Genomic DNA, 24,888 nt, shown 5'->3' on the forward strand with positions numbered 1-24,888 from the left:
AACTCGTCCGGGGTCAACGTCGACAGCATTGCCACTTGCTCGAAGCTGTTGCCACGCATGCAGGATCTCCTCGAATACCGTTGTGAGGAGACTCCCACATTTCTGTTTAACTCGTCAACCCCTTTTTCATCACCCTGCTAGATGCATCGCACCCGAGTCTGCAGCCTCATCATCGACAGCGACGACTTGGAGTCCAATCTGGCCTTCTGGAGCGCTGCTCTGAGGGTCGACAACTGGGGTCTCGACGGACCACACGACGACCACGGTGTACTCAAGGATAACGTGGCCGGACTCCACGTGGAGCTCCAGCGTGTCCCCGAGCCCAAGACCGCCAAGAATCGCGTCCATTTCGATATCGAGACTGATGACGTCGAGGCGGAGGTGTGCCGGCTCGAGGCTTTCGGTGCCCGCCGTGTCGAACAGCATTCAAGCGACAAGGTCCATTGGTGGATCGTGGAAGACCCGTGCGGTAACGAGTTCTGCGTCACCAGCGTCCAGAGCCCAGCGTGGCCCGCGGATGCGCGCAGCTGGGACTGACGCGCGCGACCTCGCATGGAGACACCGGTCGCCACCCTGACCCGAGATCGGTGGTCGGACGACTGGAGACACTCGCAACCAACTCTGTGGGTTGATGCGAACACACCGTACGGCGGGTATTGCGGCGATGGCTGACGATGCCTTGCTGCGTGACCCCTTCGAGTTCCGCATTGCCGCAGATGGTCGAGTGCTGATCTACCGGGGCGGCCGCTTGGTGTCGACTGTGGCAGGCGAGGGCGCCAAGCGATTGGCTGGCCAACGCAAGTCCCTTGGGAGCCTCACGTCCACCTCGATCGCGACCACGTCCCTGACCTTGAGTGCGCCGAGCATCGCGGAGTACGGCTTGATGCCATGGTGGCTCTGGACGACGGTGGCTGTGCCGGTGACACGGTCCGCGTCGTGGCTCGACGTCAGTCGGAGCTGCGCCGGTCGCGACCGCCCCGCGATGGTGAGGTCGCCACTGACCGTGGTCTCCTTTGCATCGCCGGCGACCAGCGTGGAGCGGAAGGAGATCTCCGGGTGGTTGGAGGAGTTGAGCACCTTGTTGCGGATGTTGGCGCCGATCTCGCCCCGCTGCTTGTCGGTGAGCGGGATCGCCCCGCCATGCGCTTCCCGCACTTCAAGCGAGGCCGCATCGACTGTCGCGGTCACGCTCGACCGGGCTGGTTCCTCCGCGTTCACAACCACTGTCGCGCTCCAGCGGGCGGCCTCGAGGGTGAGGTCGTGACCCATTCTGGCGGCAGCGCCCTCTCGTGTCGTCCTGATCAGAAGCGTGCCGTGGTCCGGGCCGATGGTGTACGTACCTGTCGTCAGTGCCACAACCTCTCCGCCACTTCGCTGCGCGAGCCCACGGGGGAATTCTACGGCGACCGCGTCGCCGCCGACCGGGGGGCAACGAGTGGTTCCTCGCCACCCACGTGGAGGACATCTCCGAGGAGGAGATGACCCGCAGCGCGGGTGGCGTGATGGCCAACGCCGCGGGCAGCCGTAGGCTCTCGGCGCAGCGTGATCTCGGAAGCGATCGCTCCTCCTGATGAACGACTTCTCCACCCACAGCTACGGCCAGAGCCCTGAGTGCGTAGCCGACCTCCGTCTTCCGGCGGGGGAACCGCTCGGCGCCGTGGTCGTGCTCCACGGCGGCTACTGGCGCGCGAGGTACCGGCGCGACCTCATGGAGCCGCTGGCCGATGCGCTCGTGACGCTCGGTCTCGCCACCTGGAACGTCGAGTACCGGCGCGTCGGCTGCGGTGGAGGGGTGCCCCAGACCCTCGACGACGTCGCCGCCGCCATTGACTCCCTGGCCACGCTGCTCGCCGAGCGCGGCCACCACGGGGTCCCGCTCGTGCTGCTCGGCCACTCGGCAGGCGGCCACCTGGCGCTCACCGCCGCCGGCCGACACACCCACCGCGGCGACCCTTCGTCGGCCCTGGCCGGTGTCGTCTCACTCGGCGGTCTGTGCGACCTCGAGGAGGCGGCGCGACTCCGTCTCAGCAACGGCGCGGCGCTCGACTTCGTCGGCGGTGGCCCAGACGCGCTTCCCGACCTCTACACGGAAGCCTCCCCGCCGCACCTCCTGCCACTGAGGGTCCCGTACCTGCTGCTCCACGGCCTGCAGGACGACTCGGTTCCCTGGCAGCTCAGCGCCCAGTTCCACGAGCTCGCCCGGGCGGCGGGGGACACCGGTGAGCTCGAGCTTCTCGAAGGTGTCGACCACTTCGAGCCGATCGACCCGCGCACGCCATCCAACCGCCGTGCTCAGTCCTGGGTCGCGGCCATCGCCCGCGACAAAGCCGGCTCGGCCGGGGTCACGCCTCCTCCGCCCGAGCCTCGCTGACGATTGCCTCGACATGGGCGCCGGCGCGCGTGGCGAGCGTGGCGTGCAGCTCGGCAAACAGGCCACGCGCCGCGTCTCCGCTCCATCGCGCAGGCAGGAGTTCGCCGGGGAGCCCGGGGTCGAGGTAGGCGACCGGCCGCCACGCGGCGAGCACTTCCATGTAGTCGATGAAGGCGCGCCGGTTGTCGCGCTGACGAGCCCGCCACGTGCGAGCGGTGCGCCGGTGCTTAGCGATGAACTCGCGGTACTGGCGGTCCATGGCACCCATGTCCCAGGCGCGCGCCGCGACGGTGCCGATCTCGGCGCAGCCCCGGTAGTCGCCCTCGAACAGACTCACGTACTGCGCCAGCTGGGCTCGGTCGAGCAGGCGCCGGGCCTCCCTCTCGATGCGCGACGGCGCCATCCACGCGCCCGGCGTCACCTGCCCGAAGCCGAGCCGGATCAGCAGGGCGCGCAGCCGGTGACGGCGCTCACGGCTCTGCTCGGGCACGGAGAAGACGGCCACCACCCACCCGTCGTCGAGGCCCGGCGGTGCGGAGGCTTGGAAGAGCCGTTGGTCGCCGTCACGCAGGATCTCCAGGGCGGACTCCGTGAGGCGGTAGCCCGCCACGCCGTCGCGCGTGTCCGCAGTCAGCAGGGCCGACGCCTTCATGCGCGACACCGCAGCCCGCACCGCCTGTGCGTCGTGGCCGAGGTCCGCCATGAGCGCGACCAGCGCGGCGATGGCCAGCCATCCGCCGAGCGCGCGGATCTCCGCCCCGTAAATGTCGAGGATCAGCGACCGCGTCGACGGCTGGCCCACGGAGCCGGCCGCGCCGTTGCCCGCCGGCGTCACGCCGTGGTCCCCGTGGACGACCTCAAGCGGCGGGCGATGATGGTTCGCTGCAGCTCGGTGGGGCCCTCGTAGATGCGTGGAGCGCGCACATCGCGATAGAGGTGTTCGAGCAGGTGACCGCGCTCCAGCGCCGAGGCCCCGTGGATCTGGACAGCGCCGTCCACAACGCCCTGCGCCGCCTCGGTGGCGAACAGCTTGGCCATCGAGGAGCGCATGGTCACGTCCGGTACGCCGCTGTCGTAGCCGCGCGCGGCGTCGAGCACCATGAGGCGCGAAGCGTGCACCGCGATCGCCATGTCGGCGAGCCGGTGCGCCACGGATTGCATGTCGAACAGCACTCCTCCGAATGCTTGGCGGGTTCGCGCGTGGTCGAGCGCGGCGTCCAGAGCGGCTTGTGCCATCCCCACCGCGAACGCACCGACGCTCGGTCGGAACAGGTCGAGAGTGCGCATGGCGACGGCGAACCCGGCGTCGACCTCGCCGAGCACGGCGTCGCTGGAGACGTTGACGTCGTTGAACGTCACCTCCCCGATCGGGTGACCGGAGACCATCTCCAGGGGCGTCCCTGACACGCCGGGAGCGTGGCCGTCGACCGCGAACGCGGTGACGCCCCGCGCGCGGACGCCGCTGGTGCGCGCGAAGACGGTGTACACGTCGGCATCGGGCGCGTTGGAGATCCAGGTCTTGGTGCCGTTGAGCACGTAGCCTCCTCCTGCGGGCTCGGCGCGGAGCTCGAGCGCGGCGGCGTCGGAGCCGGCCCCCGACTCGGAGAGCGCGAACGCCGCGACCATCTCACCGGCGCAGACTCCCGGCACCCAGCGCTCGACGGTGGCGGGCGTTCCCGACTGCAGGATGGGATACGCGCCCAACGCCTGCATGGCGAGCGCCGTCTCCGCCTCGACACAACCTCGGGCCAAGGCCTCCCTGAGCACACAGAGCTCGAGCGCAGACACGGCACCGGGCTGGGTGCCGCCGACGCTGCTCGGAAACGCGCGGGCGAGCAGCCCAGTGTCGTGCAGCGCGCCGAGCAGCTCGCGATTGACACGGCCCGGGGCACCGCGGGCCGCAACCGGCGCCAGCTGCTCGCGAGCCAGTCGAACGATGTCGTTGGGCGTCGACGGCAACGCGGTCACCTCGCGTCCCTCTCGCGCGCGGCCATGGCGGTCTGCTCACGGCGTCGCGCGGTCTTTCCCGACACGTACTGGACGGGCCATCTGTGCCCGGGATACTCCAGGTCGATGGCGGCGTTGAGAGTCCAGTACGGATCGACGAGGTGCGGTCGGGCCAGCGCGACCAGGTCGCTTCGGCCCGCGAGCAGGATGGTGTTGACGTCGTCGACGCTCGCGATGCCGCCCACCGCGATGGTGGGAATCCCCACCTCTTGGCGGATGCGATCGCTGAACGGTGTCTGCCAGAGCCGGCCGTGACGTGGCTGTTCGGCGGGGTCGACCTGACCGCTGGAGACGTCGACGATGTCGCACCCATGGTCACGGAGTGCAGCCGCGAGCACGCAGGCGTCGTCGGCGTTGAAACCGCCGGCCAGCCAGTCTGTCGCCGAGATGCGCACCGACATGGGCCGGGCCGCGGGCCACACCGCGCGCACGGCGTCGAGGACCTCGAGCGGGTAGCGGCTGCGCGCTTGCGGCGATCCACCGTACGCATCGGCGCGGCGGTTGGTGAACGGCGAGAGGAACGACGACAGCAGGTAGCCGTGCCCCCAGTGGAGTTCGAGGAGGTCGAAGCCGGCGGCGGCCCCACGCTGTGCGGCGCGGACGAACTGCGAGGTGACCATCTCCATGTCAGCGCGCGTCATCTCCACCGGCGTCTGCAGGCCAGCCCGGTACGGGATCGGCGAGGGGGCGAGCAAGCGCCAGTTGCCATCGTCCAGCGGGATGTCGTCTCCCTCCCACATTGCCTTGGTGGAGCCCTTGCGCCCAGAGTGGCCGAGCTGCAGGCCGATGCGCGCCTGGCTGTTCTCGTGCACGAACACGACGATCCGCTGCCACGCGCTCTCCTGCGTGTCGTTCCACAGGCCCGTGCACCCCGGGGTGATCCTGCCCTCGGGCGAGACGCAGGTCATCTCGGTCATCACCAGACCCGCCCCGCCGACCGCCCGGCTGCCCAGATGCACGAGGTGCCAGTCGTCAGGGACACCGTCCTCGGCCGAGTACTGCGCCATCGACGACACCACCACGCGGTTGAGCAGCCGCATGTCGCGCAGTTGGAATGGGTAGAAGAGCGGCGGCGTGTCGCGATTTTCGGGACGGAGGTTCTGCGGGGCGGCGCCCCAGAACGAGTGCAGGCTGCGATCGACAAAACCGGTGTCGCGCATGCGCAGGTTGTCGAACGTAATGCGTTGTGAGCGGGTCATCAGCTGGAACGCGAAGTTCTCGGGCGCCAGAGGGAGGTAGCGACGCACGCCCTCGAACCACTCCTGGCTGGTGCGCGCGGCGCGCTGGGTGCTCTCCACCAGCGGCCGCCGCTCCGTCTCGTACGCCACCAGAGCGTCGTCCAGCGACGCAGTGGCGCGCAGGGCGGACGCCAGCGAGATCGCATCCTCCATGGCAAGCTTGGTGCCCGACCCCACCGAGAAGTGCGCGGTGTGCGCGGCGTCGCCAAGCAGCACGACGTTGCCGTCTCGCCAGGTGCGGTTGCTCACCGTGGTGAAGCGCATCCACCGCGAGTTGTTGCCGATCACCCCGTGCCCGGCGAGGTCCCGCGCGAAGACGCGCTCTGCGAACGCGAGGGCGGAGGGATCGCTCGCACCGGGCGCCAGGTTGGCCACCCGGTCGTCGAGCCCGGTGCGTTGCCAGGTCGCCTCCTCCACCTCGACGATGAACGACGCCATGCCATCGCTGTACGGGTAGGCGTGCGCCTGAACCGGCCCCGCTTCGGTGTCGCGGAAGATGAACGAGAAGCGCTCGAAGCAATGCGTGGTGGCCAGCCACACGTAGCGCGCGCTGCCGACCTCGAGCACCGGTTGGAACACCGCGGCGCCGGCGGCCCGCAGCTGGCTGTTCACCCCGTCGGTCGCCACAACCAGGTCGTGCTCAGCGCGTAAGCGTGCCAGGTCGGTCGAGGTCGACGAGTAGCGCACCCGCACACCCACCTCGACGGCACGCTCGGAGAGGATCGCGAGCAGGCGGCGCCGCTCCAACGCGGCGAAGCCGTGTCCGCCGGAACGCATCAAGCGGCCGCCGAGATCGATGTCGATCTCCGTCCAGTAGCGCATCTCTGCCTCGATGCGCGCGAACGTCGCCGGGTCGGCGCCGCGCAGGTTGGTCAGTGTCTCGTCCGAGAAAACAACACCGAAACCGAACGGGTCGTCGGCACGGTTGCGCTCGCGAACCTCGACGGCGTTCCCGTCGTCGGCCAGCCGCGAGAGGATGGCAAAGAGCAAGCCGCCGGGTCCGCCGCCGACGCAGACGATGTTCACGAGCTCACATCCAGGTCGCCACAGGCACCACGGCGACGGCGCTGATCTCGACCACGGCCGCTGGGTCCACAAGCTCGGTGACGCCCACGAGAGCCATGGCGGGGAAGTGCCGCCCGAAGTGTCGTCGGTACGCGGCGCCAACCTCTCCGCGTTTGGATCGGTAGTCGTCGAGCACCGTCGTGTAGATGGTCATCGACACCACGTGCTCCGACGCGCCACCGGCATGGCTCACCACGGCAACAATTCGCCCCAGGGCCGCATCGAACTGAGCGACGATGCCGCCGCCGACGACCGCTCCGCCGTCATCCGCGCCGACCTGGCCCGCGATGTACAGGGCGCGGCCCGGGCCCGCCAGCACACCATGGCTGAACCCTGCCGCCGCGCCGAGCTCGGCGGGGTTGATGAGTGTGTGAGGGGTCTCGCTCACCGGCCGCTCCAGCGCGGCGGCCGCCGCTCGCTGAAGGCCGCGTGGAACTCGCGATGGTCGTCCGTCTCCATGAGCTGCGCCTGCGCGAGGGCCTCGTGCTCGATGGCGCGGGCGAGGTCCATGTCCTGCTCGTCGGTGAGCATCTGCTTGGTCGCCGCGTACGCCCGTCGCGGCCCCGAGGCGATGCGGTCCGCGAGTGCCGCGGCCTCGTCCTGCAACGCAGACGCGTCGACGATGCCATTGGCAAGACCGATCTCCAGCGCACGTTGAGCGCCCACGGGATCGCCGAGCATGAGGATCTCGGTGGCCCGTGCCAGCCCGACCACTCGTGGGAGCAGGTAGGCGGCGCCCATGTCACCGCCGGAGAGGCCCACCTGCGTGAACAGGAAGCGGAACGTTGCGGTGGGAACGAGCAGGCGGAAGTCGGCGGCCAGGGCGAGCACCGCACCGGCCCCGGCCGCCACACCGTTGACGGCGGCGATGACCGGCTGCGGGCACCGCCGCATGTTCTCGATCACGGCGCCGGTCATGCGCGTGAACTCGAGCCGCCGCTGCGCGTCCGCGTCGAGCAGCGGCCTGATGATCTCGTCGACGTCACCACCGGAGCAGAACCCGCGTCCGCTCCCGGTCAGCGTCACCGCCCCCACGTCCTCGCGCTCGCGCAGGTCCGCGAAGAGGTCGCGCAGGTCGGCGTAGACGTCGAACGTAAGCGCGTTGAGACGGTCGGGTCGGTCCAGTGCGATCGCCATGACCCCGCGGCGCACCACGACGCGGAAGTTCGTCCACTGGCGCGGCGTGGCGATAGAGCTCACTCGCCACCTCCGCCGTCGATGACGATAACCTCGCCGTTGACGGCCGCCGCCGCCGGCGACACCAGGTAGGCAACTGCGGCGGCGACCTCCTCCGGCTCGATCAACCGGCCGAGTCCCATCTGCGCCACCAGGATCGCCTCCCCCGAACCGGCCGCCCCACCGCTGCGCTCCTCGATGGCGGCGACGGTGTTGTCCGTCATCGCGGTGCGCACGTACGAGGGGCACACGGCGTTGGCGGTGACCCCACTGCCTCGCACCTCGGCGGCGACCACGCGTATCAACCCGACCGCCGCGTGCTTCGAGGCTGCGTAGGCGGCGATGTACCGGCCCCCGGACAGTCCCGCCACCGACGCGATGGTGACGATCCGCCCGTGGTCCCGCTGGCGCATCCCGCGGAGCACCGCGCGCGTGCAGAGGAATGGGCCAGTGGCGTTGACACGCAGCATCTCGTCCCACTGCGTTAGCGTGGTTCGGTGAACAGGGTTCGACGTCGCTGCCCCGGCATTGTTCACCAGGATGTCGACATCGCCCAGGCCGGCGAACGCCTCGTTGACAGCGTTCTCGTCGCTCACATCGCACACGATCGGGACCACGTCGCCGGCAGCCTCACGGGCCAGCGCTTCGAGCGCCGTCCGATTGCGCGCCATAGCGACAACTTGGTGACCGCGCGATGCGAGGTCCTGCGTGATCGCGCGACCGATGCCACGCGAGGCGCCCGTCACCACTGCAACCGTCATCTCACCTGCTCGCGGAGTCGGAAGCGCTGCACCTTGCCGCTGGAGGTACGCGGCAGCGCTTCGACGAACTCGATGACCCGCGGATACTTGTACGGCGCAATCTGGTGCTTAACGAAGTCCTGGAGGAGGCGCGCGCTGACGGCCGACGCCTCGGTGTCCGCGGCGAGGACGACGAACGCCTTCACCACCGTTCCGCGATCCTCATCAGGCACGCCGACCACGGCCGCTTCGGCCACGTCAGGGTGTCGCAGCAGCGCACCTTCCACCTCCGGCCCGGCGATGTTGTAGCCCGACGAGATGATCATGTCGTCGGTGCGCGCCTGGTACCAGTAGTAGCCGTCCTCGTCACGCACGTACGAGTCGCCGGTGACGTTCCAGCCGTCGCGCACGTACTCCAGCTGGCGCTCGTCGGAGAGGTAGCGGCAGCCGACCGGTCCCTGCACCTGGAGGCGGCCGACGTCTCCGTCGGCGACGGGCTGTCCATCGTCATCGACGACGCGTGCGCGAAAGCCGGGCACAGCGCGCCCGGTGGACCCGGGTCGCACCTCATCAGCGGACGCTGAGATGAAGATGTGCAGCATCTCGGTGGCGCCGATGCCGTCGATGATGCGCTGCCCCGTCGCCTCTCGCCACGCCTCCCAGGTCGCGGCGGGCAGGTGCTCGCCTGCCGAGACGCAGTGTTCGAGCGAATCGAGCGCGACTCCGGGCAGGCGGAGCATGGCGCGGTACGCGGTCGGCGCGGTGAACACCGCGGTGGCGCGGTGGCGCGCGATCGCCTCGGCGAGCAGCGGCGGCGCCGTCTTCTCCGGCAGCAGGCTGGCGGCGCCGACACGCAGCGGGAACACCAACATGCCGCCGAGCCCGTACGTGAAGGCCATCGGCGGGCTGGCCACGAACAGGCTGTCGCAGTGCGGGCGCAGAACGTGGCTCGAGAACGTGTCGGCGATGGCCAGCACATCGCGATGGAAGTGCATGCAGCCCTTCGGCCGCCCCGTGGTCCCGGAGGTGAAAGCAATGAGCGCCACGTCGTCCGCTGCGGTCGGCACGGCCGCGAAGCTGTCGGGCCGCGACGCTGCTCGGACGGTCATGTCGTCGGCGCCGCCACCCCCCACCGGGACGATCGCCGCCCCGCCGGTTCCGGCGGCGACGAGCTCATCGGCGAGGCCGACATCACAGATCGCCAGGGACGGCTGGGCCGCCTCGATGACCGGCCGAAGCTCGCCGGCGCGCAGCAGCGGCATCGTGCTCACCACCACCCCACCGGCCTTGAGGACAGCCAGCCAGCACGCGACCTGCCAGGGATTGTTGGTGCCACGCATCAGCACGCGGTTGCCCGGCACCAGTCCGAGGTCCCTGACGAGCACGTTGGCGATCCGGTTGGTGTGGCGCAGCAGGTCCGCGTACGTCCACGTCACGCTGTCGGTGACCAGGCAGCGGCGGTCGCCGCCGAGGCGCGCGGCGGTGGCGTCCAGCAGCTCATGCGCGCAGTTGAGCTGTTCGGGGTAGAGCAGCTCGGGCAGGCCGAAGATCAGCTTGGGCCACTGCTGGCGCGGCGGGAGGTGGTCCCGGGCGAAGCTGTCGACGTGCGCGGACCGCGTGATCTGATCGCCTCCTCGCCCGGCGCCGCGACGTCCTCCTGGACGCCGCCCGTCCTGGCTGCCGCGACGCTATCACGGTTTGCTGACGGTCGTCAATCTACCGTGATGGCAGGTCCGGCCTTCGCGGGCGGTCCCCGGAAATCGCGCCGCTGCGGTCGGATCTGGACCACGTCGGTCCGGCCGAGAGTAGCGGTCTGGGAAATCCTGGACCCACTACACCGGCCAATCGGCATACGACTACGCGCGCCGGCGTGCAGTGCGCGTGCCTCCCGAGCACCGCGTCCTCATCCAAACGAGCAGGTGCACCGCACCGACTGCACCGCGCTCACGCCTCCAAACCCGCTGACCAGGTTCCTGGGGTCGAACGTGCGCGCTCTCAGCGAGGGCGCCCGCAGTCAGACCGCCCCATCGTCTTCGGAGGAGAGGAACCGGCCGCACCCGCGCTGTCTGTCCGCTTCTGACCCACCCACCGATACGTGCCATACGAGGGAAGGCCGGCCCGATGCGCCCAACGGTCAAGCCAATGGGATCCGGGTGGCTGGCGTCCGCCGCCATCTGCCCCGCAAGCGCCTCGGTCGACGGCAGGCCACAATCTGATCCGATGGCTCGCACCGCGAACAGGCCGAAAGCGGGAGAAGACGACAGCCTTCCGGTCGACGAGGTTCTCGGCGAGGAGCCCGACGACGTCATCGAGCGCGGGTCGGCGGTCGGCGAGGCGCGATTGGGACGCAGCACTGCCGATATCCTGATCACCGCCATCATTGGCGGGGTCGAGGTCTCCCTTGGCGGCCTCGCGGCGGCGGTGGTCATCGGAGCGCTCCTCGGCGCCGCACCTCGCGCAGGGCTGTACGCAGCGCTGGTCTTGGCAGGAGTCGTCTTTCCGATTGGCTTTGTCTTCGTCATCTTGGGTCGATCCGAGCTCTTCACCGAAAACTTCCTGATCCCGGTGGTGGCCGTAGTCAAGGGTGATGGTAGGGCGGTTGATCTGCTACGGCTCTGGGCAGTCTCGTGGGTCGGCAACATGTTTGGCTGCGTTGCCATGGCGGCGATGTTGTCTGTGCCCGAGGCGATTGGCGCGCCCATCATTGCTGGCTACACCGCCTACGCTGACTACAAGTTGAACCTGCCCTTGTTGGCCGTTTTCGTGTCAGCCGTTCTGGCCGGCCTCATCATGACCGTGCTGACTTGGCTCGTCCTCGCCGTCCGCAATGTCCTAGGCAAGATCCTGGTCATCTGGGCTGCCGGTTTTGTGGTCTTCGCGGCCAACACCTCGCACACGGTGGTTGGCGCCGCGCTGATCTTCGTAGGCTTCCAGCACACCAGCCATTCATGGCTTGAGGTTGCCGCCTGGATGGGTATCACCACGGCCGGGAACCTCGTTGGCGGCGTGGGTCTGGTCACGATCTTCCGGCTCGCGCAAACGAGCGAGAAGGCCCGCACGAGCCGAGCGCCGTAACAGCTGGCGGGCGGTGACCATTCGGGGCTTGGGCGGTCGCCGCCAATGCGGGCCGGCGGCAGGCACACGCCCGCAAGGGCTCTGGCATTCGATGCATACGGGCGTCGGTCGCGGGCGCTGGCCTTCCCCGACACCGGCGACCTCTACCCGGACCTGCGCGCACAACTCCAGGCGTTCGTGCATCTCATCAACAAGACGCGAGGAACACAGCTCCGATACCGACGACGCCCACCAAGGACCGTGACGCCACCCACGCACGCGGTTGCCCCCGGGCTGCTGACGGCGCGCGACGATCCCCCGAGCGCAGGCTCAATGTCGGCCGCGTCCGGTGGCCAGGTCGAGTTCGTAGACCTGACCGACGAGGTCGACCCCAAAGCTGTGGTGATGTTCCTCAGTGGCCAGGGTGAAACCGGCCGCAACGTAGATCCGAGCCGCGGACACCAATGGGTGGTTCGTCCAGAGGACCACGCGCTGGTATCCGACCTTCCGGGCGAACTGGACACACTCCTCGACCAGTCGCCGCCCGATACCAAGGCCGCGAGCAACGGGGTCCACCAAAAGGATCCGCAACTGCGCGACCTCCGCGTCCCTGGCCACACAGAACACGCATCCGACCCTGCGGCCGTCGACCTCGGCGATCCACGCGGCCTCGCGACCCTTCTCCCGTCCCGTTGCCTAGTCGGCGACGATCTTGACGTACAGGCCACCACCACGATGGTCCGCGCCTCCCAACGTGGCGGTGGCCGGTGCGCACCGCGCCGCCAGCACGGAATGAGCCACTTCGCCCGAACACCGTTGGCGCTGTCAGTTAGCTGCTCAGTCGGCGACGCCCCAGTTGGGGACGGTCCTCGTAGAGCGGTGGGTGGGGCGGCTACCGGTTGCCGCGACCCGCGAGCACCGCCGCCTCGGCGTCGTCCGCACCGTGCGCAGGAGAGGCAACGACCGGCGGCTTCCAGATCAGAGTCTCGTAGAGGCGGAGGTAGGCGGCGGCCATCGCGTCCGGGCCGAACCGGGTGCGTGTCACCTCCGCACACCGCCACGGGTCGACCTGCGTGGTCCGTGGCACAGCGGCCACCATGCCATCGACGTCGTCCACCAGGAAGCCGGTCACGCCCTCGGTGACGAGCTCCGGCGCAGCCCCACGGGCCATGGCGATCACCGGTGTCCCGCTGGCCATCGCCTCGACCATCGCCAAGCCAAAGGGCTCTTCCCACTGCAGTGGGGCCAGCAGTGCGGAGGCGTGTGACAGCAGCCGCGCCTTCTCGGCGCCGGCGACATTGGCAATGTGCACGACGCGATCGCCGTCGATGGCGGGCGCAACGAGGCGATCGAAGTAGTCGGCGGCCTCGGGGATATCCTCCACCTTTCCAGCCAGCACCAGCCGCATTCCGGAGCGTCGCGCCGCCTCGATTGCCACCTGCTGACCCTTGTCCGGGCAGATTCGTGCCAAGCACAGCAGGTACGGCTCCTTGGAGGCGGTGACTCGCAGTGAGTCGACGTCGACCGCATTGTGAACGGTGCCGATCCAGGGCAGTTCCGGCATGCCGCGACGCTGGGCCACGCTGATCGACACGAAGTGTGCGCGTCGCGCCATCGATGAGTAGAACGCGGAATAGGTCTCGGGGATGTCGCCGTGCACGGTGTGGAGCACCGGGGCGAGGTCGGCGGCGCATGTCGCCATCAGGGTGGCGAAGCCGCAGTGATCGTGGATCACATCGATCCGGCCGAGGTCCTCGAGGGCGTCAGCAACCCGCGCCGCATAGGTGAGCTCACGCAGCCGCTCTTCAGGTCGTCCGAGGTCGCCGCGCCAGGAGCGAGGCGCGAGGACCATCGCGTCGGGCCGCGATCCCTCCGCCGCCAGCAGCGTAACCTGGTGCCCGGCGCCCCGGAGCGCATCACAGAGCAGCGCGACGACCAGTTCGATCCCGCCATATCCGTCAGGGGGCACCGGGTACCACGGCGGAGCCACCACCACCACATGGCGTTGTGTCATGCGGCACCCTGCAACACGCGCAATTTAACGTACACGTCGGTGCCTCCCTTTCCGTCGGCGGCACTCGTCACATGCAACTCTACCGCGCCGGTACCGCACATGGGAAGCTGTCTGCGCGTCGCCGTGCAGACGGAGCCGGCTCGTCAGTCGCGGGCGATCACCACGCGCATCGGTCGATCGGTGTCGACGGTCACCTCGCGGCCGCGGATCCGCACCCGCACGCGAACCCCGCGGTAGACGACGTTGACGGTGAGCGACTCCCACGCCTCGGGGATGCGCGGGCGAACCAGCAGGCCGTCTCCGTCGGCCTGGATACCCGCAAAACCCTCGGCCATGGCCAGCCAGACCCCGCCCATCGTGGCCACGTGCAGGCCGCGTGCCGCCGGGTTGGACGCCTCGTCGAGGTCAATGCCCGCGGCGAAGCGCAGCAGTTCGAGCGCCTCTGCGTGACGCGACATCCGCGCCAGCAGGGCAGCGTGCACCGCCGGGGACAGCGAGCTGCCGTGAGCCGTGATCGGCAGATACCTGTCGAGGTTGGGCCCGAGCGAACCCTGATGGACCTCACCCGGCAGCATCAGGTGGAGCATCAGCGTGTCGGCCTGCTTGACGACCTGTAGCGTCTGGACGCGATCGAAGCCGATCAGCGAGTCGGCGGCGATCGGCCCGGGTCCATATTTTTCGCGCAGCGGGAACGGTGTCAGCCCGGAGAAACCGGTGAACTGCTCGTAGACCAGAGTCTGTGCATCCAGGCCGTCGACCAGCCGGTCGGCGAGTGCGTTCCAACGCCGCACCTCATCGTTGTCGCAATGCGCGCCGGCGCGCATTGCGGCGGCACGCAGGTTCCAGCGGGCGATCACGTTGGTGAACGCGTTGTCGTCGACGTCGTCGTGGTACTCGTCGGGGCCGATCACGTGGCGGATGTGCGCCGAGCCGTCGGCGTCGGACTCGATCCGCGATGCCCAGTAGCGCGCGGTCTCCACCAGCAACCGGACGAACGGACCGCTCTCGAATGAGCGGTCACCGCTCCAGTCCGCGTACCGGCAGGCGGCCCATGCGACGTCGGCGACGATGTGCTCCTCCATCTCGCCGGTGCGCACCACGACCCTCTCCCCGCGTGGTCCGATCACCATCGTTGGGGTGATCTCCCGGCCGCTGCTCGCCGACTCCCAGGGAAACCTGGCGCCCTCGCGTCCCAGCGCGCGGGCCCGGGCGAGCGCGGTGGCGAGGCGCCGAACGCGGTACTCGATCATCGCCCGCGCGGCGGCTGGGCAGGTCGCCGCCAGGAACGGCACCACGAACACGTCGGAATCCCAGAAGACGTGGCCGTTGTAGCCGTCGCCGCTGAGTCCGCGCGCACCCAGGGCGGCCTCGCCCGTGGTGGCCACGGCGCCCATCAGCTGGAACAGCGCGAAGCGAATGTCGCGCTGCAGGTCGTCGTCACCGCGGAGGCTGATGTCCGCGTCCGCCCAGCGCGTGGCCCAGGCTTCGCGGTGCGCGCGATGCACCGCGTTGATCCCCCTGCAGCTGACCAGCGCGGCGCGAGCACGCGCCGCGTCGCCGTCTCCTCGTGCATAGACGGCAAGCCGCTCGACGACCGCGTCGCCGGCGCCGTCCCGACGCGTGTCGCTGACGTGGACGGTCACGCTGCCGGTCTGGGAGCTGGTGACCGTCGACTCCCGGGCCCCGCTGCACTGCGTCAAGAGCTCGCCATCGCCCTGGGTCCAGAGCACAGCGGTTCCGGGCTCCGCCAGCGAGCTGAACGCGACTGCCGACACCGTCGCGCCGTTGTGAGCCACGTCGTACGCGACCACCCCGGTGCGAAGGTCGAGCGCTCGCGACACCCGCGCCGCACTGTCCAGTGCCGCGTCGAGCTGATTCCATGCCGGGCATGGTCGAAGGTGCTCCTCCGCGCCCTCGCCATCGTAGAAACCGGCAGTGCGCGTCTCCGAGGCTGCTGCCGGGTGTGACAGCAACAGTGAGCCGGTGGTGCCGATCAGGCCGTCGCCCACGGTGAGGATGGCGGCGCGGCTACGCTCGTGCTCCGGCTCGAGCCCTTCCACAGTGACACACCAGCCCGGCGTGCGGGTCGGGGACGGTGGCTGTCCCTCTCGGCGACGGCGCAATTGGTCTTCGAGGACCTCGATCATGCGCGCAGGGCCACCGTGCAGGGCCAGCACCCCGGGAGGTGCCCCGAACGGCTCGGCGCCCACGGTGACGGCCAGCGCGCCCTCGGCCTCGGGGACCAGGATGAGCGAGTCGCTCCCGGGCACGCCACCGAGCTCACCGAATTCGTCCCCAGCCACCAGGACGTCGCCGGCGGCGATGCCGTGGGCCCAAAGGTCGTTGAAGGTCCAGCGCGCCGCATCGGCCTTGTCGGTCAGCCCGATCTCCACGTATTTGGCGTCGCTGCTGATCCGTGCGTTGACCATGCCGGCCTCGGTGGCGGCCGCGTGTGCTACCGCCACCACCTCCTCGACCGATTTGATCCCGGCGGACGCGAGCCGGGCTTCGACCGCGGCGACCAGGTCCGCAATCCGCGCCTTGGGCGGGTCCGCCCACTCTGCCAGCGGAATGATGTCCACCTTGCGCCGGTTGAGCCGCTGGGCCACGATTGTGGCCTCGAGGCCGCGGGCTGCCAGCCTCTCCACCGTCAGCGCGGCGGCACGGTCCAGCTGTGCGTTCTCAGCGGCTGTGGTCTCGCGCCGCGAAATCAGCACGAGCCCGTCCTCCGAGCACCCGAACACCTCGGACCCGCGATTGACGCAGAAGAGCAGTCGCCCCGGACCAGGCGGCCGGGCGCGCAGCTGCCCATCGACGTTCTCGACGTGCGTGCCCGTGATGACGACCACGTCGAACCCCGTCGCACAGAGCCCCTCGACCACCTGGCGCAGCGGTTCCGCGCCGGCCGCGCGGTCGGGCACGAGGGTGCCGTCCCAGTCCGCCACGCAGGCCTCGAAGCGCCTGCACAGGGCCGCGTCCAGGTCCTCCACGTCGCACCTCGTTTGACCCAGGACCCGGGGCCGACCGAATGCCTCCCACCAGCCTATCGCACTTGGCCGAACCACGCCGCTTCGCCCCGGAGCAGAGAGAACGCCATGTCGTGCTCGCGGCTACTCGCCTCTCGGCAGACGGGTGGCCGGCAGCGACGCGGGGGATTCCTCGAGCTGGCGGTCCATTCGGTCGTTGACTAGGTCGCACTCCTCGAAGCTCCGGCACGGACAGCGCATCGCGTCGCCGAGCAATTCGGCGGCGGCTTGGGCACGATGGATGCGCGCATCGAGCTCAGTCAGCTTGTGCTCGGCGAGTTCCCGAAAATGCCGCCGTTGCGGGGCACCGCCGTTGAGCAGTCGAGCGATCTCAGAAAGGGTGAAACCGGCGTCCTGGAAGAGCCCGATGATTGCCAGGCGTCGCAGACTCCCGTTCTCGTACCGACGTCTGCCGCCGACACGGTGCGACGGCTGGAGAAGGCCGACCTCTTCGTAAAAACGGAGCGCGGACACGCGCGCGCGTCGTCTATGTCGGTGATCGCGGCCAACGCACCGCTCGACTGGCCGGTCTCGAGGCTGCTTTCGACATGATCGAACGTTGGGATGTCACTGCGATGGATCCAGCGCCGTCGAGTCATGCCGCACTGAGCATCTGGGGACGCAGGTCACCATCGGCCGTGCCGAATCATTCCACGGCGAGGCGACGCCGTTGCGAGGCCCGGCGGTCGTTGCCGGCACCTGCTAAAGCAATGAGAATGCCCGCTTCGTAACCCCCGGTCGAAGCGGGGTCATCCTACACGAAGCAATTTGAGCCAGTGTCAGCCCCTTGTGTGGCGGGATGCGACGACGTTTGGGTAAAGTTCGCCGGCACAATCGGCTGCAAGCCGGCCAGATTCCCAGCGGTTGGTGGGAGAAGCTGGTAGTCCGATTGGATGGTTCCGTGGACTTGGTTTGAGGCACTTCCGGCCACGTAGCTTATGAGGTCCCTCAGCAGTCGATACGTCTTCGACATCGACCCAAAGTAGTCGCGTGAAGCCGGGGCCTGAGACGTTGTTCCACATCGGCCTCGCCGATGTCCCAGCTGGTCAGCGCCTGTATACCAAGTCACGCCAGGAGCTGTTCCTGCATAGGAAAACGGAGCGTGACCGCGTCGGTGTCTCACTGGTGACATGGGTAGGCCACAGGAGCTGGCGAGTGGGTTGGCCGTCGCCGATCTCATCGAACGACAGCCGAGGCGTCGTTGGCTGTGCGCGGGGTGTCCGGCTGACCATCGTTGCCGGTCGCCAACGGCGGCCTGCCCGCGGCGTGTCATCTGGGACTGAACTCGTCCAGCAGCGATCGTTCGTCGTCATCCGAGAGGCCGGCCCGGCGCGGCCGGGAAAGGTCCCGTGTGAGCTCCCACGCAAGCCCAGCAGTCAGCGTGTCCTCCAGTGGCCGGGTTCGCAAACCCGCCGAACGCGCGCGGCTGCTGTCGCGTGCATTGAAGCCTGCCCAATCAGGATCACCAAGCCAGAGTGGCAGCGAGCGATCACCCATCCAGGGTTGCACTTGATGCGCGAGAAGCCATTCCGAGGATGCGGGGACGACAGGGCCACTGTGACCGGCCACCGTACGAGCGATCTGCAGGTGTTCGGACAGCGGAATCGTCTCGCCGGTGGTGTTGAAGATCCCGTGTAGGCTGCTGGTGCCGGCCTCTACGAGCCAGCGAGCGAGGTCACGGACGTCGATGACTTGTGTGAGCTCTGTCGGCGCGTCGGGGACCAGTACCTTACCGTCCTCACGAGCGGGCCGCGCGAAGCGCAGCGGCCAGTACCCGGTGCGGTCGAAGACGTCGCCCGGACCGCCGATGAGCCCCACTCGGGCGATGACCGTGCGTTCCGGGCCGTAAGCGTCCATCACGTGCTGCTCACAGGCCACCTTGGCTTCGCCGTACACCGCCATGCTCTCCATGATGTTGCCTACCAGCGGAGGAAGCAGCGTCTTCGTCTCGTCTTGCCCCGGTGAGCTGTGGTCGGCATAGACGTTGGCGGACGAGACGAAGACGAACGACCTGCTGCGACGCACCAGTGCCGCCGCCGCTCGCTGGACCTGACCGGGTTGTCGGGACACGTCCACGACTACGTCCCAACGCTCAGCAGCGACCTCGTCGTAGGCGTCTGGTCGCTCCCGATCGGCCCGCACGAAAGCCGCGCCTGCGGCCACCGGACCCGAGGCCCCTCGGGCCAGGCAAGTCACCTGGTGGCCCAACTCCAGCGCAGTCGATGTGATGTACCCGCCTAGCCACGCGGTTCCGCCGAGGATCAGGAGGCGCATGTGCAACGAACCTGGTCCCTCGCGATGTCAGTGCCGATCGTTGTGCGCCGGACGACCAAAGGCGGCGCTGCTGGTTCTCCCGTGACCGACCAACCGGCCGCGGGAAACCTCAACTCGTCCTTTGGGTAAGGCCGCCCTACGGCCAGCGTCATCGCCATGGCCACGAGGGTCCAGGTGCGCGCGTCGGCGATGTACTCTCGAGCGAGATGGGGGCAGCGTTCTGGACGGACGAAACCTCACCAATTACCGCCTACGTTACTCGCCGAAGGGGAGGTGCGCGAGGACGTTGATGATACGGCCGTCAGGGTCCTCGACGAAAAAGCGGCGGACGCCCCACGGTTCGTTGGTGAGCGGGTAGACGACGCGCAGGCCTCGGTCGTTGACGCGGGCGTGTGCTTGGTCGACGGCTTCGGGTTCGCCGACGTCGATTCCGAAGTGTGGCTGTGGAGTCTCAACGCCGCGCGGGCAGACGATGACCTGCGCGGAGGTCAGATCCGGGGCCTGCAGGCCGAGCACGGGAGTCTCCATCGCGACCTGCAACCCGAAGATCTCGGTGTAGAAGCCTCGGGAAGCGTCAAGGTCATCGGTTTCGACATACGGATAGATCCGCTTGATCGCCATGATTCGCTCCTGCGACTCTCGGGTTCAGGGCGCGCCGTCGACGCGCACATGGTCTGGGTCTACCCCAGTTTGACGCACACTCGCGTAGCCCACGCACCATCCGCCTCCTGGATTTCAACCGCTAGCGGTGCACTGCCGAGTTGCCCGTGAGAACGCTGCGTGATCAGCGTGGGACGTCTTATGGGACCAGTGTGGAACGCTGTGGCAATTGGGGGTGAGTAGTCGTCTGGAGGACATTTTCACCCCCTCCCGAATACAAATCTCGCCCCCGCGGTCCCGGCCGCGCCCCAGCCTTTCGCCGGAAGGTAGCGGCCAGAAATTCCTAGACCCACGGGAGCGTCGCCCCGTACCCGTAGAGATTGACGGCGCGGAGGTGGAACTCGCCCGACAGCTCCTGCATCGGGCGACGCCACCGCCGGGCGGTGGACACGCTCGAGTGAATGAGGAGGACGAGCGGGCCCCTGCCCACCTCGAGGAAATCGGCAGTCGTCGTCGCCCCCGATCGTACAGCCCGCCGTCGCCGAGACCAGCTGGCTCGTCACAATGCGGTGGACGGTGGTCAGCGAGCATCGAGAGGAGGAGCGGTGACGCAGGCAGCAGACTGGACCGTCGTCGACGAGGGCTGGGGACGCAAGGCCGTCGACTTCGCCACCCTCAGCGAGCCCGCCAACTGTCGCGAGTACGTCGCTGTCCATCACTTGCTTGGTGTCGGCGGCGGCGATCGATTGCTGGATGTTGCGTGCGGCTCCGGCATGGCCTTGGAGCTCGCTCGCGCCCGTGGCGCCGTGACCGCCGGCATCGACGCCTCGCCGCGCCTCGTCGCCATTGCACGAGACCGCAACCCGGCGGCGGACGTCCGCACCGGCGACATGCATGCCCTGCCTTTCGACGACGCAAGCTTCGACGTCGTCACCAGTTTTCGTGGGGTCTGGGGAACGACTCTGCCCGCCCTCAAGGAGATTCATCGCGTCCTGGTAATCGGCCGGCAGTATGAGCGCTGGTTCCATCCCGTGGACCTCAGGGCATGGGATCGGATGTTCGCCTGAGGCTGCGCGGCCCTCTACGTTTGCTCAGCGGATTCGCTGCGCGCTCTCACGGTCAGCTCTCATGCAGAGGCAAAAGATGCTGCCGCGGCCCTCGACACTGGAGATCAGCGCCAGGGTCCCCTGTTGACGCTCCGCGAGGTGCCGAGAGATGTAGAGGCCCAGTCCACTGCCGGGGGGCGAATTGTGTTCGTCGGCGCGAGCGAACCGATCAAAGACCCGTTCGGCAAAGGCCCGCGGGATTCCGCGGCCCTGGTCGGCGACCTTGATGCTCACCTCGTCCTCGGCGACGTCCACGGTGACATCGACCGCGGGAGCGCTCGGCGAGTAGGCGACCGCATTGCTGAGCAGGTTGTCAAGAATGCGTCTCGTGAACGTCCGGTCGGCGCGCACCCGAAGGCCTTCAGGGATGGCAGCCGCAGTGATGGTGCCGCGGCGCAGGGCTGCTCGCGGCATCACCCGGGCGACCGCCGCCCGCACGACCTCAGCCAGCTGGAAGGGCTCGAGGTGCGGTTCCACACTCCCCGCCTCGAGGCGCGCTGCCAGCAGGAGATCCTCGACCATCCCGCCAGCCTCGCCGGCCTGCTCGAGGATCACCTCGAGCTCTGCCCTCGACGGTGCGTCGGGCGCCAACTGCCCCAGCAGGATCTCCGTGTAACCGGTGACCACCGTCAGCGGTTGGCGCATCTCGTGGACCATCATGCGCACGTAGTCCTCGACGCTTGCCTCCGCCGCGGCGATCTCCGCAACCCGAGCCGCGAGAGCCCGCTCAGTCTCGCGGCGCGCAGTGATGTCATGGGCGAAAGCGATGAAAACGGTCTCGCCGTCGACAACCGCGGCTGGCGAGATGCGTATCTCCACGGGGAATTCTCGACCGTCCTTGTGGAGCGCCTCCATCTCCATGACGGTGCCCAGCACCGGGCCCTCCCCTGTGGCGCGGTAGCGCCGCAGGCCCTCGTTGTGAGCCTCCCGATACCGGGCCGGTACGATGAGATCGGAGAGGCGGCTGCCGACAGCTTCCGCGGCGGTCCACCCGAAGGTGCGTTCCGCCGACGCGCCCCATCCATTGACGTGACCGTCCTCCCCCATCGTCACCACTCCGGCGAGGGCCGAATCCACGATGACCTTCAAGAGATCAGGGCTGTCAAGCCGGGACAGTGGGCTGGGGACTATCTCCGCGGCAGGTTCGTTGTCGTCCATAGGCTCCATCGAGATTCCGGTGAACGGCGCCAGTCTGGCGCCTGCGAGGACATACGGGGTCACATCGGCGCAACAAGACCCGACTGGCTCCTTCCCTGCGGGAGCCCGTACAGCGTCCCCCTGAACCTCCGCGCCGTCGCCGTGGAGACCAGGACGAAACGGTTGCGACAAGCCGCTCACCCTGACATCGCGTCGCGAACCCACAATCGAGGTCGCTCGTGGTCAGGAGGCGCGCCGCCGCGAGTTGAGCCTCGGGTGACGCTGCGTGATTGACACCGAGAGGGTGAAAGACGTCCTGCTAATGCAAAGACGCCGAGCAGCCGGCCGGCCACGTCGCGCCACGCGCGAGGGCTAAGGGCGAAGACGCAGGTGCATACGCCCAGTGTCGTGGCGATCCCGGGCGCGGCCATCGCGGGATCGCACCAATCATGCCTGGCTTTGTGACTTTCGTGGGTGGCGGCAGAATCCGCGTGGCGCAGGTCGACGAAAGCACGATCCGTGGCGCTGGACCCTGCGCCTATTTCGGCGAGAAGACGGGCCCCGTCAACCGGCCAAACGACAGGCTCAGCGATGTCCAGCACACGCCGACGAGGAAGCCGCCGACGACGTCACTCAGCCAGTGCGCCCCCACATACATGCGGCTGATCGCGGCGCCCACAATCACCACCGCCACCAGCACACCGCAAACGATATACAGGGCCCGCGGCAGTCCGCGCGCGAGGAGCACGAGGGCCAGGACGCCAACCCACACGAAGAACCCCACATGGCCGCTGGGAAAACTGTAACCCAGCAGATCGTGGGTGGTGTGGGATACGCCCGTCGGTCGCGGCCGGCGGATAATGACGTTGACTAGGTTGTAGATCGCGGAGTACACCGCGGAGAACGCGACAAACGGCGTCGCCGCTCTCCGAAAGATGAATGTCACGACGATGATTCCCACGCCCACACCTACGCCCACGAATCCGGCGAGCGCTGACACGAAGGTGTTGAAGGGAGCCAGCGGTGCGAAATCGATGGCCTGGACGTCGACCTCCGCCGGCCCATCGAACGGAAACGGACCTGGGTGCAGGACCACCAGCACGGACAGCACGGCGAAGAGCACGCCGGCTACCGCAGCGACGCTGATGAAGACCCGGTTGACGGGTCCGGTCAGGCGCAGAACGCGCGACGCTGGGATCGTCGGCATTGACCGATTGTCCCGGAATTGCACCCGGCGGGCTGGGCTTTCCTGACACGCAAACTAGAATGTCCTGATGACCGCGCCTCCCGAAGACGTCCACGCGGGCGCCGGTACAGCGGCGCGCCAGATCATCGCCGGCGAACCCGGCCCCGCTGCGCGACGCTGGCTCGGACCACTGTGCGTCACCGCCTTCGCCCTATTCGTGGTCACCACGTTTTTCGTACTCACCGGGTGGACGCGCAGCGCTTTCGACGTTCCCATCGCACACGCGGTGCAGCAGGTGCCATGGGGGCCGCTGACGTACTGGATGACGTTCACCAACATCACGGGTGGGCTGGTACAGGACCTGTTCGGGGCAGCTGTCGTTGTCGCGCTGTTCGTCTGGGACCGGCGTTCCGGCTGGCTCATGGCGCTCGGTGCTCTGGGCAGCCTGATCGATCAGATCGTCAAGGTGTCGATACAGCGTCACCGCCCGACCGCCGACGTTGTGAGCATCCTCAATCCCTCCAATGGTTACAGCTATCCGAGCGGTCACGCGGTCTTCTTCACGTGGCTGAGCCTCATGCTCGCGGCGGCCATCTCGCCGCGGGTGGGGCCACGGTGGCGTGCTGTCATCTGGTCCCTTGCCGTGGTCGTGGTAGTGCTCGTCTCGATCGGCCGGGTGTGGGCTGGCGCTCATTGGCCGACCGACGTGATCGGCGGCATCCTGCTCGGAGTGGGCTGGTCGGCGTTCATCCTCTGGCTGCCTGAACGGTGGCTGCCGGCTCCCAGTCGCAGGTGGCTTCCGATGGCGGCGCGCGAACACCACGCGAGCCCAGGCGCGAGCAGCGCTCCCAATGCCGACGACCCGCCTTCTAATCGTCAGTCCCAACTCGGACGGGGTACGGCCTTGCCGGATTCGATCGAGAACCGGCCGCCGGGCACGCGCGACGTTGCTTGTGCGAAAGGAGGTTTCCCCGCAAGTGCCGGGGAACAGGGGCTTCGCCGGCCGCCTTCATAGGGGCGGTGTGGGGCTTGACGGCGGCACCGTCATGTTCCCGCGGGGTTCCCGACCGAGCGCCGTTGAACGGCGTCGGCTGAGCCCCGAGCGTCGGCCTGTCACCATATGACGGCTATGACTCAGGGCACGTCGACCATCCGTTGTGACGCCACGCTTCAGGCGATCGACAGATGGACGATTCTGCGGTTGCCCGAGAAGACGAGCAACAATCTCCCGTCGCGGGGGCAGGTGGCCGTCCAGGGAACGATCAATGGCCATCCGTTCCAGACGGTGCTGGAACCCGACGGCTCTGGAGGCCACTGGATGAGGGTCGAGGGAAAGCTCCAGCGCAAGGCACGTGTCAGCGCGGGTGACACCGTGAGGCTCGACATCGAACCCAGCAAGGTCTGGCCGGAGCCGATCGTGCCGCAGGACCTGAAGACAGCTCTGGTGGCTGCCCCTCAGAAGATTCAAGATCTCTGGAAAGACATTACGCCCATGGCGCGTTGGGAATGGGTTCGCTGGGTCAATGCAACCAGCAACGGTGACACGCGCAAGCGACGAGTCGAGGTCAGTGTTTCGAAGATGAACAGCGGGAAGCGACGGCCCTGCTGTTTCAACCTCGCCGCATGCACCGACCCCGATCTGTCGAGAAACGGCAGGCTTCTCGAGCCGTCGGCAGTCGCCTGACCCCGCGCCGCCCCGAGCTCGACTGCCGACGCATGGACACCTGCGGGCGCTCCCTGGGCGCGCCCCTAACTACTTCGTCCCGAAAAACTCGGCCGCTTCTGAGTTGGGCTGAGCCCTCCGAGCCCGTTCCTGGGTGGCCGAATGACCCGTGAATGCAGATATTGTCATATATGACTAAAACATGCTACAATACGATCGCCACACCAGCGG

The 24,888-nt window shown here is 68.2% G+C and carries 21 protein-coding genes and 2 pseudogenes; 6 read left to right on the top strand and 17 right to left on the bottom strand.

What is annotated here, in order from left to right:
- Positions 1-141: 141 nt before the first annotated feature.
- A complete protein-coding gene (locus JF886_RS16805) occupies positions 142-537 on the top strand; it encodes a VOC family protein (protein WP_350340576.1) in 396 nt (131 codons plus the stop codon).
- Between the two features lie 195 nt (positions 538-732).
- Here the strand turns inward: JF886_RS16805 and JF886_RS09055 are convergent, their stop codons facing one another.
- A complete protein-coding gene (locus tag JF886_RS09055; RefSeq protein WP_337311686.1) occupies positions 733-1,356 on the bottom strand; it encodes a YceI family protein in 624 nt (207 codons plus the stop codon).
- A gap of 214 nt (positions 1,357-1,570) precedes the next feature.
- On the opposite strand from JF886_RS09055, the gene JF886_RS09060 reads away from it, so the two are divergent.
- Entirely contained in the window at positions 1,571-2,371 is an 801-nt protein-coding gene (locus tag JF886_RS09060) for an alpha/beta hydrolase family protein (protein WP_337311688.1), read from the top strand.
- Here JF886_RS09060 and JF886_RS09065 read toward each other — a convergent pair.
- The 7 genes from JF886_RS09065 to JF886_RS09095 are packed head-to-tail and all read right to left on the bottom strand — an operon-like array spanning position 2,343 to position 10,219.
- Positions 2,343-3,206, bottom strand: a complete 864-nt coding sequence (locus tag JF886_RS09065; RefSeq protein WP_337311690.1) for a PaaX family transcriptional regulator — start codon at positions 3,204-3,206, stop codon at positions 2,343-2,345. The two genes, JF886_RS09060 and JF886_RS09065, sit on opposite strands and share 29 nt — an antisense overlap.
- Entirely contained in the window at positions 3,203-4,339 is a 1,137-nt protein-coding gene (locus JF886_RS09070) for an acyl-CoA dehydrogenase family protein (RefSeq protein ID WP_337311692.1), read from the bottom strand. Before JF886_RS09070 ends, JF886_RS09065 begins: the two co-directional genes overlap by 4 nt.
- Entirely contained in the window at positions 4,336-6,642 is a 2,307-nt protein-coding gene (locus JF886_RS09075) for a bifunctional salicylyl-CoA 5-hydroxylase/oxidoreductase (protein ID WP_337311694.1), read from the bottom strand. The genes JF886_RS09070 and JF886_RS09075 overlap by 4 nt, the downstream gene beginning before the upstream one ends.
- A gap of 4 nt (positions 6,643-6,646) precedes the next feature.
- The gene (locus JF886_RS09080; protein WP_337311696.1) at positions 6,647-7,069 is read right to left on the bottom strand and encodes a RidA family protein; all 423 of its coding nucleotides are present in this window, start codon (positions 7,067-7,069) and stop codon (positions 6,647-6,649) included.
- Positions 7,066-7,881, bottom strand: coding sequence for an enoyl-CoA hydratase family protein (locus JF886_RS09085; RefSeq protein WP_337311698.1), 816 nt, complete (start codon positions 7,879-7,881; stop codon positions 7,066-7,068). Before JF886_RS09085 ends, JF886_RS09080 begins: the two co-directional genes overlap by 4 nt.
- Positions 7,878-8,618: an SDR family NAD(P)-dependent oxidoreductase gene (locus JF886_RS09090; RefSeq protein ID WP_337311701.1), complete on the bottom strand. Its 741-nt coding sequence runs from the start codon at positions 8,616-8,618 to the stop codon at positions 7,878-7,880. Before JF886_RS09090 ends, JF886_RS09085 begins: the two co-directional genes overlap by 4 nt.
- Positions 8,615-10,219, bottom strand: a complete 1,605-nt coding sequence (locus JF886_RS09095) for an AMP-binding protein (RefSeq protein WP_337311723.1) — start codon at positions 10,217-10,219, stop codon at positions 8,615-8,617. Before JF886_RS09095 ends, JF886_RS09090 begins: the two co-directional genes overlap by 4 nt.
- A gap of 598 nt (positions 10,220-10,817) precedes the next feature.
- Here JF886_RS09095 and JF886_RS09100 point away from each other — a divergent pair.
- Positions 10,818-11,672 carry a formate/nitrite transporter family protein gene (locus tag JF886_RS09100; protein WP_337311703.1) on the top strand — a complete coding sequence of 285 codons (855 nt, stop codon included), beginning with the start codon at positions 10,818-10,820 and terminating at the stop codon, positions 11,670-11,672.
- A gap of 309 nt (positions 11,673-11,981) precedes the next feature.
- Here JF886_RS09100 and JF886_RS09105 read toward each other — a convergent pair.
- The 7 genes and pseudogenes from JF886_RS09105 to JF886_RS09130 all read right to left on the bottom strand — a co-directional run.
- Positions 11,982-12,320: pseudogene (locus JF886_RS09105) on the bottom strand (GNAT family N-acetyltransferase); the annotation flags it as partial.
- 223 nt (positions 12,321-12,543) lie between these two features.
- Entirely contained in the window at positions 12,544-13,665 is a 1,122-nt protein-coding gene (locus JF886_RS09110) for a glycosyltransferase family 4 protein (protein WP_337311705.1), read from the bottom strand.
- A gap of 143 nt (positions 13,666-13,808) precedes the next feature.
- Positions 13,809-16,655: a glycosyl hydrolase family 65 domain-containing protein gene (locus tag JF886_RS09115; RefSeq protein ID WP_337311707.1), complete on the bottom strand. Its 2,847-nt coding sequence runs from the start codon at positions 16,653-16,655 to the stop codon at positions 13,809-13,811.
- A 120-nt stretch (positions 16,656-16,775) separates the two neighbouring features.
- The gene (locus tag JF886_RS16935) at positions 16,776-17,021 is read right to left on the bottom strand and encodes a MerR family transcriptional regulator (protein ID WP_502711420.1); all 246 of its coding nucleotides are present in this window, start codon (positions 17,019-17,021) and stop codon (positions 16,776-16,778) included.
- Between the two features lie 42 nt (positions 17,022-17,063).
- Positions 17,064-17,165 (bottom strand): annotated as a pseudogene (locus tag JF886_RS16940) (MerR family DNA-binding transcriptional regulator); the annotation flags it as partial.
- A 795-nt stretch (positions 17,166-17,960) separates the two neighbouring features.
- On the bottom strand, positions 17,961-18,965 hold the full coding sequence (locus tag JF886_RS09125) for an NAD-dependent epimerase/dehydratase family protein (RefSeq protein ID WP_337311712.1): 1,005 nt from the start codon (positions 18,963-18,965) through the stop codon (positions 17,961-17,963).
- Positions 18,966-19,220: 255 nt separating this feature from the next.
- Positions 19,221-19,586: a VOC family protein gene (locus tag JF886_RS09130; RefSeq protein WP_337311713.1), complete on the bottom strand. Its 366-nt coding sequence runs from the start codon at positions 19,584-19,586 to the stop codon at positions 19,221-19,223.
- A 584-nt stretch (positions 19,587-20,170) separates the two neighbouring features.
- Between JF886_RS09130 and JF886_RS09135 the strand changes: the two genes are divergently transcribed.
- Positions 20,171-20,632, top strand: a complete 462-nt coding sequence (locus JF886_RS09135; RefSeq protein WP_337311715.1) for a class I SAM-dependent methyltransferase — start codon at positions 20,171-20,173, stop codon at positions 20,630-20,632.
- Between the two features lie 24 nt (positions 20,633-20,656).
- Here JF886_RS09135 and JF886_RS09140 read toward each other — a convergent pair whose 3' ends face one another.
- The gene (locus JF886_RS09140) at positions 20,657-21,829 is read right to left on the bottom strand and encodes a PAS domain-containing sensor histidine kinase (protein ID WP_337311716.1); all 1,173 of its coding nucleotides are present in this window, start codon (positions 21,827-21,829) and stop codon (positions 20,657-20,659) included.
- Between the two features lie 517 nt (positions 21,830-22,346).
- Entirely contained in the window at positions 22,347-23,015 is a 669-nt protein-coding gene (locus JF886_RS09145; RefSeq protein ID WP_337311718.1) for a phosphatase PAP2 family protein, read from the bottom strand.
- Positions 23,016-23,082: 67 nt separating this feature from the next.
- On the opposite strand from JF886_RS09145, the gene JF886_RS09150 reads away from it, so the two are divergent.
- Both JF886_RS09150 and JF886_RS09155 read left to right on the top strand, forming a co-directional pair.
- Positions 23,083-24,009, top strand: a complete 927-nt coding sequence (locus JF886_RS09150; RefSeq protein WP_337311720.1) for a phosphatase PAP2 family protein — start codon at positions 23,083-23,085, stop codon at positions 24,007-24,009.
- A 114-nt stretch (positions 24,010-24,123) separates the two neighbouring features.
- Positions 24,124-24,678 carry a YdeI/OmpD-associated family protein gene (locus JF886_RS09155; protein WP_337311721.1) on the top strand — a complete coding sequence of 185 codons (555 nt, stop codon included), beginning with the start codon at positions 24,124-24,126 and terminating at the stop codon, positions 24,676-24,678.
- The last annotated feature ends 210 nt before the right edge of the window (positions 24,679-24,888 follow it).

It is taken from the genome of Candidatus Aeolococcus gillhamiae, from assembly GCF_016464765.1.
In the GTDB taxonomy this organism is placed as follows: Bacteria; Chloroflexota; Dormibacteria; order Aeolococcales; family Aeolococcaceae; genus Aeolococcus; species Aeolococcus gillhamiae.

Bases quoted from the DNA above. Each gene is read 5' to 3' on its own strand.
- JF886_RS16805 (WP_350340576.1), top strand. From the start codon at position 142: ATGCATCGCACCCGAGTCTGCAGCCTCATCATCGACAGCGACGACTTG.
- JF886_RS09060 (WP_337311688.1), top strand. From the start codon at position 1,571: ATGAACGACTTCTCCACCCACAGCTACGGCCAGAGCCCTGAGTGCGTA.
- JF886_RS09090 (WP_337311701.1), bottom strand. From the start codon at position 8,618: ATGACGGTTGCAGTGGTGACGGGCGCCTCGCGTGGCATCGGTCGCGCG.
- JF886_RS09100 (WP_337311703.1), top strand. From the start codon at position 10,818: ATGGCTCGCACCGCGAACAGGCCGAAAGCGGGAGAAGACGACAGCCTT.
- JF886_RS09110 (WP_337311705.1), bottom strand. From the start codon at position 13,665: ATGACACAACGCCATGTGGTGGTGGTGGCTCCGCCGTGGTACCCGGTG.
- JF886_RS09125 (WP_337311712.1), bottom strand. From the start codon at position 18,965: ATGCGCCTCCTGATCCTCGGCGGAACCGCGTGGCTAGGCGGGTACATC.
- JF886_RS09130 (WP_337311713.1), bottom strand. From the start codon at position 19,586: ATGGCGATCAAGCGGATCTATCCGTATGTCGAAACCGATGACCTTGAC.
- JF886_RS09140 (WP_337311716.1), bottom strand. From the start codon at position 21,829: ATGGACGACAACGAACCTGCCGCGGAGATAGTCCCCAGCCCACTGTCC.
- JF886_RS09145 (WP_337311718.1), bottom strand. From the start codon at position 23,015: ATGCCGACGATCCCAGCGTCGCGCGTTCTGCGCCTGACCGGACCCGTC.
- JF886_RS09150 (WP_337311720.1), top strand. From the start codon at position 23,083: ATGACCGCGCCTCCCGAAGACGTCCACGCGGGCGCCGGTACAGCGGCG.
- JF886_RS09155 (WP_337311721.1), top strand. From the start codon at position 24,124: ATGACTCAGGGCACGTCGACCATCCGTTGTGACGCCACGCTTCAGGCG.